At 69.4% G+C, this 18,215-nt stretch carries 20 protein-coding genes; 7 read left to right on the forward strand and 13 right to left on the reverse strand.

The window, feature by feature from the left end; translation table 11 throughout:
* Nucleotides 1–60: 60 nt before the first annotated feature.
* Nucleotides 61–714, forward strand: a complete 654-nt coding sequence (locus WT97_RS17560) for a DUF1345 domain-containing protein (RefSeq protein ID WP_059501229.1) — start codon at nucleotides 61–63, stop codon at nucleotides 712–714.
* A gap of 6 nt (nucleotides 715–720) precedes the next feature.
* Here the strand turns inward: WT97_RS17560 and WT97_RS17565 are convergent, their stop codons facing one another.
* Nucleotides 721–1,389, reverse strand: a complete 669-nt coding sequence (locus tag WT97_RS17565; protein ID WP_060353930.1) for a glutathione S-transferase — start codon at nucleotides 1,387–1,389, stop codon at nucleotides 721–723.
* A gap of 98 nt (nucleotides 1,390–1,487) precedes the next feature.
* A complete protein-coding gene (locus WT97_RS17570) occupies nucleotides 1,488–2,195 on the reverse strand; it encodes a class I SAM-dependent methyltransferase (protein WP_059501227.1) in 708 nt (235 codons plus the stop codon).
* 301 nt (nucleotides 2,196–2,496) lie between these two features.
* On the opposite strand from WT97_RS17570, the gene WT97_RS17575 reads away from it, so the two are divergent.
* On the forward strand, nucleotides 2,497–4,149 hold the full coding sequence (locus WT97_RS17575; RefSeq protein WP_060354071.1) for a DUF3459 domain-containing protein: 1,653 nt from the start codon (nucleotides 2,497–2,499) through the stop codon (nucleotides 4,147–4,149).
* A gap of 68 nt (nucleotides 4,150–4,217) precedes the next feature.
* Here WT97_RS17575 and WT97_RS17580 read toward each other — a convergent pair whose 3' ends face one another.
* The 5 genes from WT97_RS17580 to WT97_RS17600 form a co-directional block, all read right to left on the reverse strand.
* On the reverse strand, nucleotides 4,218–4,802 hold the full coding sequence (locus WT97_RS17580) for a thiamine phosphate synthase (RefSeq protein WP_059501226.1): 585 nt from the start codon (nucleotides 4,800–4,802) through the stop codon (nucleotides 4,218–4,220).
* Between the two features lie 25 nt (nucleotides 4,803–4,827).
* Nucleotides 4,828–6,171 (reverse strand): hemolysin family protein, encoded by a 1,344-nt coding sequence (locus WT97_RS17585; RefSeq protein ID WP_059501225.1) that lies wholly within the window; start codon nucleotides 6,169–6,171, stop codon nucleotides 4,828–4,830.
* A gap of 76 nt (nucleotides 6,172–6,247) precedes the next feature.
* Nucleotides 6,248–7,027: a sensor histidine kinase KdpD gene (locus tag WT97_RS17590; protein ID WP_060035771.1), complete on the reverse strand. Its 780-nt coding sequence runs from the start codon at nucleotides 7,025–7,027 to the stop codon at nucleotides 6,248–6,250.
* 67 nt (nucleotides 7,028–7,094) lie between these two features.
* Nucleotides 7,095–8,018 carry a DMT family transporter gene (locus WT97_RS17595; RefSeq protein WP_059501385.1) on the reverse strand — a complete coding sequence of 308 codons (924 nt, stop codon included), beginning with the start codon at nucleotides 8,016–8,018 and terminating at the stop codon, nucleotides 7,095–7,097.
* A gap of 42 nt (nucleotides 8,019–8,060) precedes the next feature.
* Nucleotides 8,061–8,918 carry a LysR family transcriptional regulator gene (locus tag WT97_RS17600; RefSeq protein WP_060353931.1) on the reverse strand — a complete coding sequence of 286 codons (858 nt, stop codon included), beginning with the start codon at nucleotides 8,916–8,918 and terminating at the stop codon, nucleotides 8,061–8,063.
* A gap of 112 nt (nucleotides 8,919–9,030) precedes the next feature.
* Here WT97_RS17600 and WT97_RS17605 point away from each other — a divergent pair, with 112 nt between their 5' ends.
* The 3 genes from WT97_RS17605 to WT97_RS17615 all read left to right on the forward strand — a co-directional run bounded on the left by WT97_RS17605 (nucleotide 9,031) and on the right by WT97_RS17615 (nucleotide 12,060).
* A complete protein-coding gene (locus WT97_RS17605; RefSeq protein WP_034205254.1) occupies nucleotides 9,031–9,414 on the forward strand; it encodes a tautomerase family protein in 384 nt (127 codons plus the stop codon).
* A 139-nt stretch (nucleotides 9,415–9,553) separates the two neighbouring features.
* Nucleotides 9,554–11,170 carry a CHAD domain-containing protein gene (locus WT97_RS17610; protein WP_060353932.1) on the forward strand — a complete coding sequence of 539 codons (1,617 nt, stop codon included), beginning with the start codon at nucleotides 9,554–9,556 and terminating at the stop codon, nucleotides 11,168–11,170.
* A 53-nt stretch (nucleotides 11,171–11,223) separates the two neighbouring features.
* Nucleotides 11,224–12,060, forward strand: a complete 837-nt coding sequence (locus tag WT97_RS17615; protein ID WP_060354072.1) for a TOBE domain-containing protein — start codon at nucleotides 11,224–11,226, stop codon at nucleotides 12,058–12,060.
* Nucleotides 12,061–12,225: 165 nt separating this feature from the next.
* On the opposite strand, the gene WT97_RS17620 is transcribed toward WT97_RS17615, so the two are convergent.
* The 4 genes from WT97_RS17620 to WT97_RS17635 all read right to left on the reverse strand — a co-directional run bounded on the left by WT97_RS17620 (nucleotide 12,226) and on the right by WT97_RS17635 (nucleotide 15,290).
* A complete protein-coding gene (locus WT97_RS17620; RefSeq protein WP_060353933.1) occupies nucleotides 12,226–12,927 on the reverse strand; it encodes a sulfate/molybdate ABC transporter ATP-binding protein in 702 nt (233 codons plus the stop codon).
* A gap of 64 nt (nucleotides 12,928–12,991) precedes the next feature.
* Nucleotides 12,992–13,669 carry a molybdate ABC transporter permease subunit gene (modB, locus tag WT97_RS17625; RefSeq protein WP_060353934.1) on the reverse strand — a complete coding sequence of 226 codons (678 nt, stop codon included), beginning with the start codon at nucleotides 13,667–13,669 and terminating at the stop codon, nucleotides 12,992–12,994.
* A 10-nt stretch (nucleotides 13,670–13,679) separates the two neighbouring features.
* Nucleotides 13,680–14,474, reverse strand: coding sequence for a molybdate ABC transporter substrate-binding protein (gene modA / locus WT97_RS17630; RefSeq protein ID WP_060353935.1), 795 nt, complete (start codon nucleotides 14,472–14,474; stop codon nucleotides 13,680–13,682).
* A gap of 117 nt (nucleotides 14,475–14,591) precedes the next feature.
* Nucleotides 14,592–15,290 (reverse strand): phosphatase PAP2 family protein, encoded by a 699-nt coding sequence (locus WT97_RS17635; protein ID WP_060353936.1) that lies wholly within the window; start codon nucleotides 15,288–15,290, stop codon nucleotides 14,592–14,594.
* Nucleotides 15,291–15,549: 259 nt separating this feature from the next.
* On the opposite strand from WT97_RS17635, the gene WT97_RS17640 reads away from it, so the two are divergent.
* Complete coding sequence (locus WT97_RS17640) at nucleotides 15,550–16,659, forward strand: PHB depolymerase family esterase (RefSeq protein ID WP_060353937.1); 1,110 nt, start codon at nucleotides 15,550–15,552, stop codon at nucleotides 16,657–16,659.
* A gap of 74 nt (nucleotides 16,660–16,733) precedes the next feature.
* The gene (locus WT97_RS32980) at nucleotides 16,734–16,910 is read left to right on the forward strand and encodes a DUF3563 family protein (protein ID WP_080747669.1); all 177 of its coding nucleotides are present in this window, start codon (nucleotides 16,734–16,736) and stop codon (nucleotides 16,908–16,910) included.
* 109 nt (nucleotides 16,911–17,019) lie between these two features.
* Here WT97_RS32980 and WT97_RS17645 read toward each other — a convergent pair whose 3' ends face one another.
* Nucleotides 17,020–17,439, reverse strand: coding sequence for an organic hydroperoxide resistance protein (locus WT97_RS17645; RefSeq protein WP_048988685.1), 420 nt, complete (start codon nucleotides 17,437–17,439; stop codon nucleotides 17,020–17,022).
* A 154-nt stretch (nucleotides 17,440–17,593) separates the two neighbouring features.
* Nucleotides 17,594–18,046, reverse strand: coding sequence for a MarR family winged helix-turn-helix transcriptional regulator (locus WT97_RS17650; protein WP_060353938.1), 453 nt, complete (start codon nucleotides 18,044–18,046; stop codon nucleotides 17,594–17,596).
* Nucleotides 18,047–18,215 lie beyond the last annotated feature (169 nt).

Raw genomic sequence — 18,215 nt, forward strand, 5'->3', positions numbered from 1 at the left:
CGTTGCCCGCCGATGCGGTGCACCGGCCGAACCCTTTCCATCTGCTTTCGGAATCACACGATGACGTTTTATCCGCAGGTATTACGCAACCGGCCGCGCATGGTCGCGGCGTTCGTCGCCGGCGTGCTGTGCGCGGTGCTGCTGCCGTTTCCGCTGCGCCCGACCGCGCGGGCGCTGATCGGCTGGGATTGCGCGGTCTGGCTGTATCTGGTGCTGATGTGGGTGCGCATGGTCACCGCGCATCATCACAAGGTGCGCGAAGTCGCGATCCGCGAGGATGAAAACGCGACGACCGTGCTGACCGTCGTGTGCCTCGCGACCGTCGCGAGCGTGGCCGCGATCGCGATCGAACTCGCGACCGCGAAGAGCGTCGGCTTCAGCGCGGGACTCAGCCACTACGCGATCACGGGCGCGACGCTGTTCGGCGCGTGGTTCCTGATTCCGACGATCTTCACGCTGCACTATGCGCGGCTCTACTACGGCTCGCCGAGCAGCGATCGCGCGCTCCGTTTCCCGGACCGGAACCCGGAGCCCGATTACTGGGATTTCCTGTATTTCGCGTTCACGCTCGCGGTCGCGTCGCAGACGGCCGACGTGTCGCTCGCAAACCGCTCCGCGCGGCGCTCGGTGCTCGCGCAGTCGGTCCTGTCGTTCTACTTCAACATGGCCGTGCTCGGCTTGTCGATCAACGTCGCGGCGGGGTTGCTGAACTGACGCCGGTTACTTGAGCAGGTCGTACCGGCCGCCGCGTTCCAGCGCCCGCCGGTAGGCCGGCCGGGCATGGATCGTGTCGAGAAAGCGCGCGATCGCGGGATACCGGCTGCCGCCGCCGCGCGCGGTCGCGGCTTCGAGCGGAAAGCTCATCTGGATGTCGGCTGCGCTGAAGCCGTCGCCGACGAACCAGCCGGTGCGTGCCAGCGCGCGGTCGACATGGCCGAGATGCAGCGCGATCTGCGGATCGACGAAGCCCGACTGCAGCGTCGCGGCGATCTTGCGTGCGATCGGCCGCGCGAAGAACGGCATCGGCGCTTGCGCGATCCGCTGCGCGACGAGCTTGAGCAGCAGCGGCGGCATCGCGGACCCTTCCGCATAGTGAAGCCAGTACGTGTAGTCGTGCCGCTCGGGCGAGCCGGGCGGCGGCGCGAGGCGCCCGTCGGCGTAGCGTTCGACCAGGTATTCGACGATCGCGCCCGATTCGGCGAACGTGCGGCCGTCGTCGGTCACGACGGGCGACTTGCCGAGCGGATGGATCGCGCGCAATTCGGCCGGCGCGAGCATCGTCTTCGGATCGCGTTCGTAGCGCACGATCTCGTACGGCACATCCAGTTCTTCGAGCAGCCAGAGCACGCGCTGCGAACGCGAGTTGTTCAGATGATGGACGGTGAGCATGTCGAGGCCGAGAAGGGAGCGGGAACGACATCATACCGAGCGCATGCGGCGCGTTCGCGAATCGCACGGCGCGTGCCGTTGCGCGCCGCATCGAACCGTCATGCGCGCCGCACCGCGATCCACGCCCCCCAGAACAGGCTCGCGAAAAAACGCAGCGGCGCATCGAAGCCCGCTTCGCGCAGCAGCGCGAACACGGCGTCCTCGGACGCGGGCGGATCGGCGCCCTGCAGGATCTTCGCGAGCTGCGCGCGCACGGCGTCGGGCGTGGCGCCTTTCATGCGCCAGCGCTGCTGCCAGGCGTCGAGCAGGCGCGGGTGGTCCGCGTAGCGTCGATGGTTGCCGGCGAGCACGAGCGGCGCGCCGGGCTTCAGGCGTCGTGCGATCGCGTGCAGCAGCGCGGCTTTCGCGTCGTCGCCCGGCACGTGATGCAGCACGCCGATCAGCGTCGCGCCGTCGAACGCGGGCGCGTCGGGCAACGCGTCGACGCCGGCCTCGACGAACGTCGTACGCGCGCCGAAACCCGCGGCTTCGACGTTAGAGCGCGCGAGCGCGAGCATCGGTGCGGACGGGTCGACGGCCGTGAACTGCCAGCCCGGTTCGAGCGCGGCCGCGACGCAGATTTCCTGTCCCGTGCCGCCCGCGCCTGCGACGAGCATCCGTGCATCGGGCACGCCGATCGCCGACGCGAGCATGCATGCGGCGAGTTCGTGGCAGGCATCGTAGCCGGCGAGCGCGATGCGCGATTGCTCGGCGTATTCGTGCGCGCGCGACGGATCGAATTTCGCGGCGCTGGCGGGAAGCGACATGGCGGAGTTCCTCGGTTCGGAAGCGGACGACGTGTCCGCGGGCATGACGCAGAGCGTAGGGGCGCGCGGCCGGCGCAACAAGGCGAGCGATCATTCCGGTATGCCGACTACCCGACTCGTCTGCCCGCGCCGGCCGGTTTCCCGGGGTCGATTCGCATTTAAAAATGTCTGATCACGATGCATCGCGATGGCGAATCCGGCGCATACTCGTTTCTCTCTCCCGCCTGGCCGTCGCATGCCGGGCCCGATGCGCTGCGCCATCGGCGCGGCCATGCCGCTCGGTACGCACGAGGAGCGCATGATGTCCGATTGTCCGCACGATCCGTACGCGCAGCACTACATCCATTGTTTGCCGTTTGGCGCGCAGCCTTGCGGCGCGCTCAGCACGACGCCGCGCACGCATTTCCGCGTATGGGCGCCCGGCAGCACCCACGTCCAGCTCGAACTCGATACCGGCTACGGCCCGACGCTCGTCCCGATGACGAGCGCCGGCCCGAACTGGTTCGAAGTCTTCGTCGACTGCGGCGCGGGTGCACGTTACCGCTATCGTCTCGACGATACGGTGTCGATTCCCGATCCCGCGTCACGCTCGCAACCCGAGGGGCTCAACGGCCCGAGCGAGGTTGTCGATCCGCGTGCGTTCAAATGGCGCAATACGTTCTGGCACGGGCGCGCGTGGGAAGACATCGCGTTGTATGCGATCCGCCCGCACGCGGTGGGCGGCTTCGACGGCGTGCGCCGCCGCCTGCCGCAGCTCGCGCGCCTCGGCGTGACCGCGCTGGAGTTGCTCGCGTCGCCGCACGACAGCCTGCCGTTCGCGCCGCTCGCGGCCGAAGGCGGCCCCGACGCGCTGAAGGCGCTGATCGACGACGCGCACGGCCACGGTCTCGCGGTGCTGCTGGAGCTCGACTACGCGCGCTTCGGCAGCGGCACCGATGCGCTGCGCCACTACGCGGGGCCGTTCTTCCACACGCGCGACGATCCGTTGCAGGCCGCGCCGCTCGCGCTCGACCATCCGGAAGTCTGCGATTTCTTCTGCGACAACGCGCTGTACTGGATCGACGAATACCGCTGCGACGGGCTGCGCCTGCGCGAAGCCGACCGGATCGGCGTGTCGTGGCTGCGCGAGATCGCGGATCGCGTGCGCGCCGCCGTGCCGGCCGACCGGCTGATCCACCTCGTGCTCGGCAGCGAGCGGCATCCGGCCCATCTCGCCGATACCCATTTCGACGCACAGTGGAACGGCTGCGGCGAACGCGCGCTGCACCGGCTCACGGGGCGCGACACGTTGGCGCATGAAGGCATTTCCATGCACCAGTCGATTCACACGCTCGCCCGCGCGCTGACCGCGGCCGGCGCGGCGTACCGGCCGGCCGCGCCGGCTGACGGGATGGCCGCCGACGGCGGCCTGTCGCTGACGTCGCTCGTCCTGTCCGATGGCGCATGGCGCGACGGCGCCCCGGGCGATCGCGGGCAGGCGGCCGGTCTGGCCGGGCTGGCGCTGTCGCTGCTCACGCCGCAGATCCCGCTGATCTTCGACGAAACCGCGCGCGACATCGACCGCGCGCATTTCGTGCAGTCGGCGCTCGCGGTGCGCGCGAAGCTGATCGCGCCAAGGCTGTCCGATTGCCGGCCGCAGGACGCACGTGCGCTGAAAGCGGACGGCGACGGCGATGCCGACGCGCTGTGCGCATCGTGGCGGCTTGCCGACGACGAAACGTTGACGATCGCGTTGAACCTGTCGCCCGAGGCGGTACCGTTCGACGCACCGCGAGGGCGGGTGGTGTTCGAGACGCCGGCGCGTGCACGCGACCGGGTCGATGAAGGGGAGTTGCCGCCGTATTCGCTCGTCGCGTGGCTGACGGGCGACGTCAATCGCTACGCGCTGACGCACGATGTGCGTCGCATCGACGACGGTTCGTGGCGCGGGATGCGTCCGAACCTGAACGCATGACGCGATGAACGCGTGACGCGCCGGAGCCGGGCGCGGTCCGGCCCGGCAGCGCTGCCGAAGGCGCAGAATTACCAGAACCCGCGGATGCCCGCGATGCCGTATGCGCCGTGACGGCGCGCCTCGTCGAGATGCGCGCGCGTCATGCCGCCGAGCGCGAACACGGGCATCGTGGCCTCGGCGGCCAGCGTGTCGAATTGCGCCCAGCCGAGCGTCGGCGCGCCGGGGTGGCTGAGCGTCGGCAGCACCGGCGACAGCGTGACGAAATCCGCGCCCGCGCGCGCGGCCAGCAGCAGATCGTCGCGCGAGTGGCACGCGGCGGACACGCGGCGGCCGGCCGGCAGCGGCCGTTGCGCGACGGCGCGCAAGGCGGCGCCGTCGAGATGCCAGCCGGCGCCGTCGAGCCGCATTACGCCGGCTGCATCGATCGGGCCGTTCAGCATCAGGGATGCGCCGGCTGCGTCGCAGCGCGCGAGCGCTGCGGCTGCCAATGAGGCGAACGCGGCCGCGTCGAGCGATTTCACGCGCAGTTGCACGAGCGTTTCGCCGCGCGCGAGCACGGCCGACAGCCGGTCGAGAAACGCGGCCCGATCGGCCGCCGACGCGGACGCCGGTTCCGGCGTGATCACGCAGCAGCGCGGCAGCGGCGCGTTCATCGCGCGACGACGCGACGCGCGGCCGTCATTCGTCGGCCTCTTTCGCGATCTTCGGATAGACGCGCACGAGCACGATGCGCGGCCCGTTCATCTTCTTCACGACGACGTCGAAGCGGTCGAACGACACGCGCTGCCCTTCGGTCGGCAGGTCGCTGAGCGCCTGGATCACGAGGCCGCCGACCGATTCCGCGCGGCCTTCGTCGATGTCGATGCCGAGTGCCTGTTCGAGCGACACGACGGGCAGGCTGCCCTTGCCCATCAACGTGCCGTCGTCGAGGCGGCTCCAGTCGGCATCGCCCTGGCGGAACTCGTCGTGGATCTGGCCGACCAGCGCGCCGAGCAGGTTGTCGAGCGTCAGGAAGCCGATCGGCTTCTCGCCCTTGTTGCCCACCAGCGCGAAGTGCGGGGCGCCCTTGCGGAAGCGGCGGAACAGCTCGAGCGCCGGCGTGTCGGGCTTCACGTACTGGACCGGGCGCACGTAATCGGACAGGTCCTCGAGCGCGGCGCCCGCGTGACGTGCGAGCAACAGGTCCTTCAGGTGGATCAGCCCGCTCACCTGTTCGCGCGACGCATCCTCGAATAGCGGATAGCGGCTGAAGCGGTGCCGCGCGACGATCTCCATGTTGTCGGGCAGCGGCAGGTCGCGCCGCAGGCCGATCATTTCATGGGCCGGCCGCATCAGGTCCGACACCGTCATCGACGAAAAATCGAGCGAGTGCGCGAGCGTGTTCCACTCGTCGTTGCTGTACGTGCCGCGCGCCGGCTGGGCCGCATTGCCGGCCGCGCTGCGGCGGCTGCGCAGGATCAGCTTCAGCTCGTCGGTCGAATAGTGCGCATCGCCGCCGTGGTCGGCCGACAGCCCCGCAAGCCGCAGTACCGCGTTGGCGCTGGTATTGAGCACCCAGATCGCCGGGTACATCGCCCAGTAGAACGCGTAGAGCGGCAGCGCGACCCACAGGCCGACCTTCTCCGACTGGCGGATCGCCATCGATTTCGGCGCCAGTTCGCCGACGACGATGTGCAGGAACGAGATCAGCGAGAACGCGAACACGAGCGAGATCAGGTGCACGACGCGTTCCGAGTGGACGCCGATCAGGTCGAGCAGCGGGCCGATCAGTTGCGCGAACGCCGGTTCGCCGACCCAGCCGAGGCCGAGCGACGCGAGCGTGATGCCGAGCTGGCACGCGGAAAGATACGCATCGAGCCGGCCATGCACGATGCCGAGGATGCGCCCGCGCAGGCCGCGCTTGCGGGCGAGGGTCTTGACGCGCGTCGCGCGGAGTTTGACGAGGCCGAATTCGGCCGCAACGAAGAACCCGTTCAGGGCCACCAGGAACAACGCGCCGATGAGCGCGAAGATCTGTAACAAAGAATCGCTCCGGTTATGACAGGCCCATCAGTATAGAGCCGGAAAGGAATTTGTAATGTGTCGGCTGGCCGCTGGCTTACACCGGCGCCTCGCAGGGAATCGAGAACGTGAGGGTGGCGGCGGCGCCATCGGCGAACACGTCGTGAGCGAACGTGCCGCCATGCGCGAGTGCGACGCGCTGGCACAGCGCGAGCGTCCACGCGCTGCGTTTTGTATCGCGCTCGCGCAGCATCTCGCGCCGGGCGAACGATTCGAACGCGTGCGGCTGCGCGGGATCGACGAGCACGCCGGCGTCCACGGTGCAGGTGGCGCGCGCGGTGAATTGCGCGCCGTCGCGCGTGCAGGCGAACGCGACGCGGCTGCCCGCGGCACTGGCCTCGACGGCCGTCGTCAGCATGGTCCAGAGCGCCTGCGCGACGCGTTCGCGATCAACGGCGAGCGACGGTTCGCCGTCCGGCAGCGTCGTGTCGAGCGCGACCTGCCGTGCGTCGGCGAGCGCGAACCGCACGAGCGCGATCGTCTCGTCGAGCAGCGCGCGCAGCGCGAACGGCCGCGGCGCGAGCGTGAGCATGCGCGTTTCCGCGCGCGGCGCGTCGAGCACGCCGTCGATCAGCGCGACCTGCTGGTCGATGCCCGTGCGGATGCCCGCGAGCGCGCGCTGCAGGTTCGGATCGGCATTGGCGAGCTGGCGCTCGAGCACGTAGGCCCAGCTGTGCATCGCATTCAGCGGGCTGCGCAGGTCGTGCGACGCGATGGAGAGCGCCTGGTCGCGCAGGAACAGCGCCGCCTGGGCGGCGTAGTGCGCTGCGCGTTCGCGCAGCAGGTCGGCGGCGGGATCGGCGGAAGTGGACGTCACGGAGCAGGCCTGTCGGAAGCGGTTGGCGTGGAAGTCACGCGAATCGCCATTATAGGGACGGTGGGTGTCACGCCGGCAGCGCGTCCTCGTCCTTTTTCCGTGCGTCGCCGTTCGGCAGCAACTGGCACGCGAGCAGGCCGGCCAGCATCAGCGCGCAGCCGACGAGCGCGCGCAGCGTCAGCGTTTCGCCGAGCGCGGCCCAGCCGGCGATCGCCGCGAACACGCCTTCCATGCTGAAGATCACGGCCGCGTGTGCGGGCGCCGCGTCGCGTTGCGCGACGACCTGCAGCGTATAGCCGACCCCGACCGACAGCAGCCCGCCGTACAGCAGTGTCGGCAGCGCGCCGCGCAGCATCGCGACGCTGACCGGTTCGACCGCCAGGCCGACCGCGAGACACGCGATGCCGCACACGGCGAATTGCAGGAACGCGAGCACGAGCGGATCGTGGCGTTTCGCGAGATGGCCGACCGCCATCACGTGCGCGGCGATGATGACGGCGCCCGCGAGCTGGAACCAGTCGCCGTCGAGCACCGCGAAGTGTTCGTCGATGCTGAGGAAATACAGGCCGATCGCGGCCAGCAACGCGCCGAACCACGTGCCTGCGCCGATCCGGTGGCGCGCGAACACGCCCATCAGCGGCACGATCACGACGTACAGCGAGCTGATGAAGCCGGCGTTGGCGATCCGCGTGTATTGCAGGCCGAACTGCTGCAGCGAGATCGACACGGCGAGCAGACCGCCGAGCGCGAGGCCCGGCAGCAGCAGGGCCGGTTCGCGCCGGATGGCCGCGAGCTGCGCGCGCGACGCCGCATTCACCGTCAGCAGCGGCACCAGCACAAGCGCGCCGAGCAGGAAGCGCAGCCCGGTGAACAGGAACGGCCCGATCACGTCGAGGCTCAGGCGTTGCGCGACGAAAGCGGAACCCCAGATCGCGGCGGCGGCGAGCATCAGCAGATTGGCGCGGAGGTGCTTGCGGGCGTCGGGCTTCATCGGCATTCGTCTGGAGATTGCGGGGCGGCGAAGCCCGCTAGTTTACGCCGAGATTGCAAGGCTGTCGGCAAACCTGCGCAGCGCGGCGGCGGCCCGGGCGTCGCGTACGCGCGAATACAGCACGACCTGCGATTGCGGCAGCGACGGCAGCCCGAATTTCGTGCCGACGTCGACCAGCGTGCGCGGGGCGACGCGGCGCGCGAGCGGGCAGACGGCAAGCCCCGCCGCGGCCGCCGCCGTGACCGCCGCGACCCCGCCGCCCGTGAAGCGCTCGCGCCATGGCAGCCCCGCGCGGTCGAGCGCGCGCAGCGCGGCGGCCCGCACGCCGCAGGGGCCGGCCAGCACCGCGAGCGGCAGCGGCTCGCCGGCGCGCGGCGTCCAGTCGGGCGCGGCGAGCCAGGCCAGCGGCTCGGTGAACAGCGGGGTGCCGTCGTCGCGCGGCGGATCCTCGCCCGGCTCGTGACGGACGATCACCGCGTCGAACCGCCGTTCGTCGTATTGCGGGAGCAGGCTCGTCGACGCGCCGAGATGCATTTCCAGCGACAGCCCCGGATCCTGCCGGTGCAGGCTCGTGAGCACGGCCGGCAGGTCGGGCACCGCGACGTGCTCGCTGACGCCGAGCGACAGGCGGACCGTGCCGGTCGAGATCGCGCCGAGCGCATGCTCGTGCGCGTCGAGCAGCGCGCGGGCGGCCGGCAGGAAATTTTCGCCGTCGGCGGCCAGCTTGACGACGCGCGGCGTGCGCGCCAGCAGCGGCTTGCCGAGATGGGCTTCCAGCCGCTTCAGCTTCAGGCTGACGGCCGATTGCGTGGTGCCGAGCGCATCGGCGGCGCGCGTGAAGCTGGCGAGGTCGGCGACCAGCACGAATGCGCGGACGGCATCGAGATCGAGTACTTTCATTTCAAATGAAAATGAATGAAATATTCATCAATGACTGTTCATTATAGATTGGCGCGCCTAACCTGACGCCGTGTTTCGTTCTTCAACGTCACTTACCGACAGGAGCAAGACCATGCCATTCACCCGTATCGCCGTACGCGAAGGCAAACCGGCCGCCTACCGCAGGGCCCTCGTCGACGGCGTGCACCGCGCGCTGATGCAGACGTTCAACGTACCCGAGGACGACATCTTCATGGTCGTGACCGAGCATGCGGCCGAGAATTTCGTGTTCGGCCGTCATTACTACGATATCGAGCGCAGCGACGATCTCGTGATGATCCAGATCACCGCGAACAACACACGCACGCTCGAGCAGAAGCGGGCGCTGTACCGGACGATCGTCGAGAACCTCGCGCAGCAGCCCGGCGTGCGGCGGGAAGACGTATTCATCAGTCTCGTCGAGGTGCTGAAGGAAAACTGGTCGTTCGGCAACGGCATCGCGCAATACGCCGTCTGACGTGCCGGCTTGACCGGCCGCAGGGAGACAGGGCCGGATCGTCGCCTGCGCCGTTTTGGGCCGTGTACTATGGAAGCTGCTTCACGAGCGACGCCGGCGCGGTCGATGCGCCGGCGATCCTTCATGTGCAGGAGCCTCCATGTCGCGTGTGCTGGAAATCGTGTTGTCGTTGTCGCTGGAAGGCTGGCCGGTCAAGGGCGCAAGCCGCGCCCGGGGCGCGCAGCGCGACTTCGGCGCCGAACTCGTGCGTGCGTGGCGGATCTGCCCGCAGGTCCGGATGCGGCGCGGCCACGAGCGCGTGACGATCGCACCGTGCCAGATCGAGGAGGCCGAGCGGAGTCCCGGCGCGAACTGGTGGACGTGGGTCGAATCGAACGCGCATGGCACGCGGGTCGTCGCCTCGCGCACCGCGACGTTCGCCCCCGGCGTCACGCAGCGCGAACTGTTCGACGCGGAGCACGCGGGGATCGCGGTCGCGACGCCGTTGCCGATACCCACGCCGAGTGCCGCAGCCGGTGCCGACGCATCGGCCGCCGTCGGCGGCGTTGCACCGGACACCGACGAAGCGCGGTCCCAGGCGTCGGCGCTGCGCCTCGTCAGCGAACGGCGGCGCGGGCGCTGGGCCGACGACAGCGGCGTCGTGGTCGAAATGACGCTCGACGACATCACGCTGCACGGCGGCGGCGAGCCGCCGCGGCGCCACGTCGAGCTGCGCCTGGCCGCGCCCGACTGGGAAACCGTGGCCGCGCGCACGGCCGCGCTGCGCGCGTTGTTTGCCGCGGCGCGCGAACTGAGCGGCGCGTGGCCCGCCTTCGTGCAACTGACGAGCGTGATCGACCGCGCCTGTGCGGGCGGCCCGCTGGCTCCCGCGCTGGTCAAGGCGCAATCCGTCGACCTGACCGGCATCCGCACCCAGCGCGCCGCGCTGTTCGCGCTGTCCGGCGACATCACCGCGCAGTGGCTCGGCAACGAATGCGGCGTGCTCGATCGCGACGATCCCGAATTCGTGCACCAGATGCGCGTCGCGCTGCGCCGCCTGCGCACGCTGATGCGCTTCTTCCCGCGCTTCACCGGCCGTCAATGGAAGGACACGCTCGGCGTCGACCTGCGCTGGCTCGCCGCGCTGCTCGGCACGGTGCGCGACTGGGACGTGTTCGCGACCGAGAGCCTGCCCGCGCTGATCGCGGCCGACGGCGGCGGCAGCGACTGGGACGGCACGCTCGACGCCGCCCGCGCGCAGTCGATGGCCGCGCGCGTCGAGCTGCGGCAGGCGCTGCATTCGGCCCGCTATGCGCGGCTGACGCTCGGCTGGCTCGAATGGCTGAGCGCGCTCGCGCTGCCGGCGGCCGATGGCGACGACGCGCCGTCGCTGCGGCGTCACGCGACCAAGCGTGTGCGGCGGCTGTTCGGTCATCTCTACGCATCGCCGTCGCTCACGTCGCTCGACACCGCGGCACGCCATCGGGTGCGGATCGATGCGAAGCGGCTGCGCTATGCCCTCGAATTCTTCGCGTCGCTCGCGTCGCGCCGCACGCGCAACGAGACGGTCAAGACGCTGGCGCGCGTACAGAGCGTGCTCGGCGAGGCGAACGACGCGATGGTCGCGCTGCATCATCTCGAGCAACTCGCGGCGCCGCCGTACCAGCTCGGTTTCGTGCGCGGCTACGGCGCCGCGCTCGAACAGCGGGCGGCACGCGACGCCGAGGCGCTACTGGCCAGCCTGCGGGCGCCGAAGCTCGGCGGCAAGCCGGGCTGAGCGCCGCGCGTCGCCCCTATAATGGCCGCCCGTTTCCCGCACGCATGCCGATGATGACCGACGCACCGCATTCTTCCTCGTCCGCCGGGCCGCTCGAACTGGGCGGCGAGCTGTGGCTGCGCGCCGGCGAACAGACGCTCGGCGGCGCGACGCGCATCGCGCTGCTCGCGGCGATCGGCGACACCGGTTCGATCACGCGCGCGGCGAAGGCCGTCGGCCTCAGCTACAAGGCCGCGTGGGACGCGGTCGACACGATGAACAATCTTGCCGGCGAGCCGCTGGTCGCGCGTTCGACGGGCGGCAAGGGCGGCGGCGGCACGACGCTGACGCCGCGCGCGACGTCGCTGATCGCCGCATTTCGCACGATCGAGCGCGAGCATCGCCGCTTCATCGAGGCCGCGAGCGCGGCCGTGGCCGGCTTCGACGTCGACTGGGCGCTGATCGGCCGGATCGGGATGAAGACGAGCGCGCGCAACCAGTGGTTCGGCAAGGTCGCGTCGATCGTGCGCGGCACCGTCAACGACGAGGTGACGCTTGCGCTGCCGGGCGGGCAATCCGTCGTCGCCGTGCTGACGCACGAAAGCGCCGAGGCGCTCGGGCTGCGGGAAGGCGCGAGCGCGTGCGCGCTGGTGAAGGCGTCGTGGGTCGTGCTCGCGGTCGACGATGACGGGGCCGAGCTGAAGGTGTCCGCGCGCAACCGGCTGCGCGGCAGCGTCGAAGCGGTCGCGGCGGGCGCGGTGAACAGCGAGGTGACGCTGGCGCTCGACGGCGGCGGGACGCTGACGGCCGTCGTGACCAACGACAGCGTCGACACGTTGCAGCTCGAAGCCGGCCGGCGCGCGATCGCGCTGTTCAAGGCGTCGAGCGTGATTCTGGCGGTGACGGGCTGACCGGGCGGGCAGCGCGGCTCGCCGCAGGGGCGGGGCGAAGCCGGTGCCGCATTCGTCTGCATCGCACCGGCTTCGTTTCCGCTTTCAGCATGTGCCGCGGGCGCGGCGTCTCTCAGGCTTCAACGTGGCGGCCAGCGCCACGGTCACGACCACGGCGTCGCGCGTTCAGGTGACGCGCGTCGGCCACTCGGCGTGCGGCGCACTCGCCTGCACGCGTCCTTCGCTCAACTGCACGACCTGGTCGCCGAAGGCGGCGACGTCGTCGGGGTCGTGCGAGATCAGCACCATCGGGATGTCGAGCCGCGCCTGCAGTTCGGCGAGCTCATGACGCATGCGCTGGCGCATCGCGCCGTCGAGCGCCGCGAACGGTTCGTCGAGCAGCAGGATGCGCGGCTGCGCGACCAGCGCGCGCGCGAGCGCCACGCGCTGCTTCTGCCCGCCCGACAACTGCGACGGGTACTGCCCCGCGAGCGATTCGAGGTCGAACGCGCGCAGCCAGTACGCGACCTCCGGCGGCGCCGTTTTCGCACGCGGGTTGCGCAGCCCGGACGTGAGCCCGAACGCGATGTTCTGTCGCACGTTCAGATGCGGAAACAGCGCGTAGTCCTGGAACAGGTACGCGACACGGCGTTCGCGGGTCGGCACGTCGATGCGGCGCGCGGCGTCGAACAGCGGTTCGCCGTTCAGCACGATCGCGCCTTCGTCGGGCGTCAGCAGTCCGGCGATCGCTTGCAGCGTCATGCTCTTGCCCGCGCCCGACGGTCCGAACAGCACGACGCGCTGCGTCGCCGCCGTGAACGACATGTCGAGCGTGAAGCGCCGCTCGGCGTTCGCATAGGTCTTGCGGATATCGACGACGAGGCTCATTCGACCCTCCGCCGAGGCAGGCACGCTGCCGGGCGGCGCCGGCGATACGGACGGGACGGGTGCTTCATGTCAGTTGGCTCCGCCGGGCGCGCGACGGCACGAGCCAGCCGGTCGCGAGCAGCACGAGCACACAGGTGATCGACGTCACCAGCACGAGGAAGTTGGCCGTGGCGTCGTCGCCGGCCTGCACGGCTGCGTAGATTGCGACCGACAGCGTCTGCGTGCGGCCAGGCAGGTTGCCGGCGATCATCAGCGTCGCGCCGAATTCGCCGAGCGCACGCGCGAACGCGAGCAGCGCCCCCGCGAGGATCCCGCGCGCGGCGAGCGGCAGCGTCACACGGAAGAACACCGCCCCTTCGCCGAGCCCGAGCGTGCGCGCGGCGCGCTCCAGATGCGGATCGACGCCCTCGAACGCCGCGCGCGCCGATTTCAGGATCAGCGGAAACGCGACGACCATCGACGCGATCACCGCACCCTGCCACGTGAACACCAGCGCGATGCCGAGCGTGTCGAGCCACGCGCCGAACACGCCGTGCCGGCCGAGCAGCACGAGCAGGTAATAGCCGAGCACCGTCGGCGGCAGCACGAGCGGCAGCGTCAGCACGGAATCGACGACGTCGCGCAGCGGCGAGCGCCAGCGCGCAAGCACGAACGCGGCCGCGACGCCGAGCACGATGTCGAGCGCGGTCGCCCAGCCGGCCACCTTCAGCGACAGCAGCAGCGGGACCCAGGCGTCTTGCATCGCGATACGCTCACTTGGCGGGCTTGAAGCCGAACGTCGACAGCACGGCCTGGCCCTGCGGCGACGCGACGAAATCGATGAACGACTGCGCTTGCGTGGCGTGGCGACTGTCCTTGACCACGGCGATCGGATAGGTGATGGCCGTCTGGGTTGGCACCGTCAGCGCGACCTTCACGCGGCCCGGCATGATCGCGGCATCGGTGCCGAACACGAAGCCCGCGTCGACCTCGCCGCGCGCGACGTAGTCGAGGCTCTGGCGCACGTTGGCGGCGAGCACGCCCTTCGCGCTGACGGCGTCCCACACACCGGCCGCGCGCAGTGCGCCCTCGGTGTAGCGGCCGACCGGCACCGAGGCCGGGTCGCCGTACGCGATGCGCTTCACGCCGGGCGCGGTCAGGTCGTTCAGCGACGTCGGCGCGGCCGCGCGGCTATCCGCCGGCACGATCAGCACGAGCGAGTTCGCGGCGAAATCGCGGCGCGTGCCGGGCACGATCACCTTCTCGTTTACCGCGCGATCCATCGCCTTCTGGTCGGCCGACGCGAACACGTCGGCCGGCGCGCCCTTGGCGATCTGCTGCATCAGCACGTCCGATGCACCGAAATTGAACAGCACCTTGGTGTCGGGATGCTGCTTCTCGTACGCGTCGCCGACGGCCTTGAATGCATTCGTCAGGCTGGCGGCCGCCGACACGACCAGTTCGTCGGCGGCGGAAGCGGGCGCGCTGAACGCGACCCCGGCGGCAAGCGTGGCGATCGGCAGCAGGCGAAGCAGGGCGCGGCGAAGCGGACGGACGGTTGAGCGCATGGGATTCGTTTCGAATGGGTGGAAACCGTAATCGTAATATAGGGCGGGTTATAACGCTCGGCATACTGCTCATGCGAAGGTGCGCATGAAACGGTCAGACGTGGAAAGCGGCGCCCGTCACGCGTGAAGCGTATGCGGCGCCGATTGGGTGCGCTGCAGCGACGACGGCTGCGACGCAGGATGGTAGTTCGGATTGGCCTTCCAGCGCGCGCGGACGAACGGGCGCTCGTGGCCCGACAGTTGCAGCGCGACCTTGGTGACCCAGCGGTGCGACGGCACCGTGAGGCCGTGCAGCGCCACGGTGACGAGCGCGAGGCTCGCGACGACCGCCGGCACCGACCAGCGGTGCGGCGCCGCGCGCCACGAGCTGGCGATGAACGCGAGCGCGGCGATCGCGCCGACGATGCAGCCGGTGATCGATTCGGACGGTGAATGCGCGGCGAGTGCGACCCGCGACACGCCGACCGCGACACCGGCCGCGAGCCCGAGCGCGATGCCGGCGATCCGCACCGGCGTGCGCGTGCGGATCAGCGCGAGGAAAATCGCCACCGGATACACCGACGTCGACAGCATCGCATGCCCGCTGAACCCGGTGAAATCCCACGCGCGGATGCCGATGCCCCAGCCGAGGAACGCGATCTTCGTGAGCGCCACCACGCCGATCGCGGCCGCGAGCACGCCGAGCCATGCGGCCGCGCGCTGCCACGAGTAGCCGAGCGCGAGCCAGACGGCGATCGTGATCGCGAGCGGCAAGGTCAGGCCGGCGCCGCCGAACGCGGTGATCATGATCCACAGGTGAGCGGGCAGGTCGAACATCGGGAAGGGGGCGGACGAAGGCGGGGACAATGCTTAAATCAACGCGCGAGCCGGGAAGAACGACTACAACGGATACAAGCGACGAAGCCCCAGTATAGCGCCGCGTCCGCATGGGGCCCGTTTTTTGCACCATCGGGAACGATCGGCGCGCAGGAAAAATCCTGGAAACAATGCTATGGTGCATTGCACAAAGTCGAACGATGCATCCGTTGCGGTGCTCTGATGGCGCCCCTATTTTTCCTGACTGCGAGCCCGATCGATGACCAAAAGTCTGACCAAGGTGTGGCTGGGCGGCATGAAACGCATGCTGTCTCCGGTCGCCAAGCGAGCGGCGCGCGATGCGCAGCGCATCACCCGCGATGCACTCGAGGCCGTGGCCTCTTCTGCCGTGCCCGATCCGTCCCAGCCGCGCGAATCGCGCGTGCGGCCGCGCGCGGCCGCCTGGGCGGCGGGGGAATGGACGCGCGGCGAACATCCGATGGCGCCGGCGCTCGGCCGCCTCGTCCAGAACCTCGCGTACGGGCTCTATGTGCCGCCCGGCCGCCGGCGTGACGCGATGCCGCTCGTCGTGATGCTGCACGGCTGCAAGCAGTCCGTCGACGAATTCGCGCAGGGCACGCGGATGAACCTGTTGGCCGACAAGCACGGTTTCGCGGTGCTGTATCCGGAGCAGTCGCTGCGTGCGCACGCGCATGGTTGCTGGCACTGGTATGAGGACACCGACCGCGCGGGGCGGGGCGAGGCGGACGCGGTGGCGTCGCTGGTCGACGCGCTGGTCGACGAGCACGGCTTCGACGCGTCGCGCGTCTATGTCGCGGGGCTGTCGGCTGGCGCGGGCCTCGCGTCGCTTCTTGCGCTGCACCATCCGGACCGCTTCGCGGCGGTCGCGTTGCACTCCGGCCCCGCGCTGGGCGAGGCGAATTCCGGCATCACGGCGATGGACGTGATGCGGCGCGGCCTGCGGCAGAACCCGGCGGCGGCGGTCGATACGCTGGTCGACACCGGCGCGTATCCGGGCATGCCGGCCTTGATCGTCCAGGGCGACGGCGATCGGGTCGTCGCGCCGAAGAATGCCGACCAACTGGCCGTGCAGTTCATGCGCCTGAACGGGCTCGCCGACAGCCGGGGTGCGTTGCGCGGCGGCGAGCGGGTCGAGACGCGCGAAACGGGCGCCCGGATTACCGACGTATGCCGCGACGGCGAGCCGGTCGTGCGGCTTTGCCACGTGAAAGGGCTCGATCACGCATGGGCCGGCGGTGACGAAGCCGTGCCGTTTCACGCGGCAGTCGGCCCCGACGCAAGCGCTATGATCTGGGCCTTTTTCGAAACCAATCGTCGCACTGTGGCGACCGAACGACGCACCGTTTGATCGATGCTGGCCAAAGACTAGGGTTTTCCCTATAATTCGGGAAAACCCTAGTCAAGACCTTTGCGAGATCGAACATGTACCTGCTGAGCCACCTCTTCCTGATGCTGACCAAGAATGCTGAAAAGGCCGCGAAAGAGCGCGCCGACGCGTACCTGGCCGAAGCCACCGACATCTACGATCTCGAATTCCGCATGCGCAAGATCGATCGCGACGCGGCACTGAACCGCCCGTATTCGTTCGGCGCGCGCTAAGCGGCGCACGCGGGCCTGCCGGCCCGCCATTTCGACGATTCGCGCAAAAGGGCGCGTGCGGCATGGTGCCGCACGCGCCCTTTTTGCATTCCGCTGAACCTGCGTCGCGTCAGACGACCGTCAGGCGCACCGGTACGTTGTTGCGCGTGGCGTTCGAATACGGGCACACGTGGTGCGCCTTGTCGACCAGCGCCTGCGCGTCGGCCTTGTCGAGCCCCGGCAGCGATACGCGCAGTTCGATGTCGAGCCCGAAGCCGCCGGCATCGTTCGGGCCGATGCCCACTTCCGCCGTGACTTGCGTATCGGCCGGCAGCGTCTGCTTGTTCTGGCCCGCGACGAATTTCATCGCGCTCAGGAAACAGGCCGAGTAACCTGCGGCAAACAGTTGCTCCGGATTCGTGCCTTCCGCACCCGTGCCGCCGAGTTCGCGCGGCGCGGCGAGCTTCACTTCCAGCTTGTGGTCGGCGGATACCGCGCGGCCGTCGCGGCCGCCCGTGCTCGTGGCGCTGGTCTTGTACAGAATGTTCATCGTGCAGCTCCTGTCGGAAAAGGGGGGAAAAGCGGTCCGGCAAGACGGGGCGTCGCCGGCCACGAGCAAAATATAGAATACAAATCATTAGTGTGCAAATGAAATTTGAAAGAAAAACCCGATGGCGCCGCTCAGATCGCTCGGCGCTCGAACGTCAGCGTTCGTTGGCTGCCGACAACGCGTCGCGCAATTGCTGGAGATCAGCGCGCAGCCTGATCAGGAACTCGGGGGTTTGCTGCATCGCGCAAAAGAGATCGGCGGGCACCGAGCGCGCGCGATCCTTCAGCGTACGGCCTTCCGGCGTCACGCGCACGTTGACGACGCGCTCGTCGGCCGCGCTACGCACGCGTTCCACGTAGCCGAGCGCTTCCAGCCGCTTGAGCAGCGGCGTGACCGTGGCCGGATCGAGATCGAGCCGCGCGGCGATGTCCTTCACGGCCATGTCGTCGCGTTCCCATAGCACGAGCATCGCGAGATATTGGGGATAGGTCAGCGACAGCTTGTCGAGTAGCGGCTTGTACGCCTTCGTCATCGCGTGCGAAGTCGAGTAAAGCGCGAAGCACAGTTGCTCGTCGAGCGTCTGGGGCAGCGGAGGCAGGCGATCCATGATTCGGGGAAACGCGGCGGATGCGCGAACGATTTGTACGCAAATTATTTTGCGCCCAAAAGACCGGATTGAACAGGGGCGACCGGATGCGGGTCGATAGCGGAAAAAGGGGAGAGGTCAAGGCGCGCCGGGCGACGAGCCGGCGCGAGAAACGGCGAGATGGCCGGCG

Origin of the sequence: Burkholderia sp. MSMB1459WGS, assembly GCF_001534535.1 — a bacterium.
Lineage (GTDB): Bacteria > Pseudomonadota > Gammaproteobacteria > Burkholderiales > Burkholderiaceae > Burkholderia.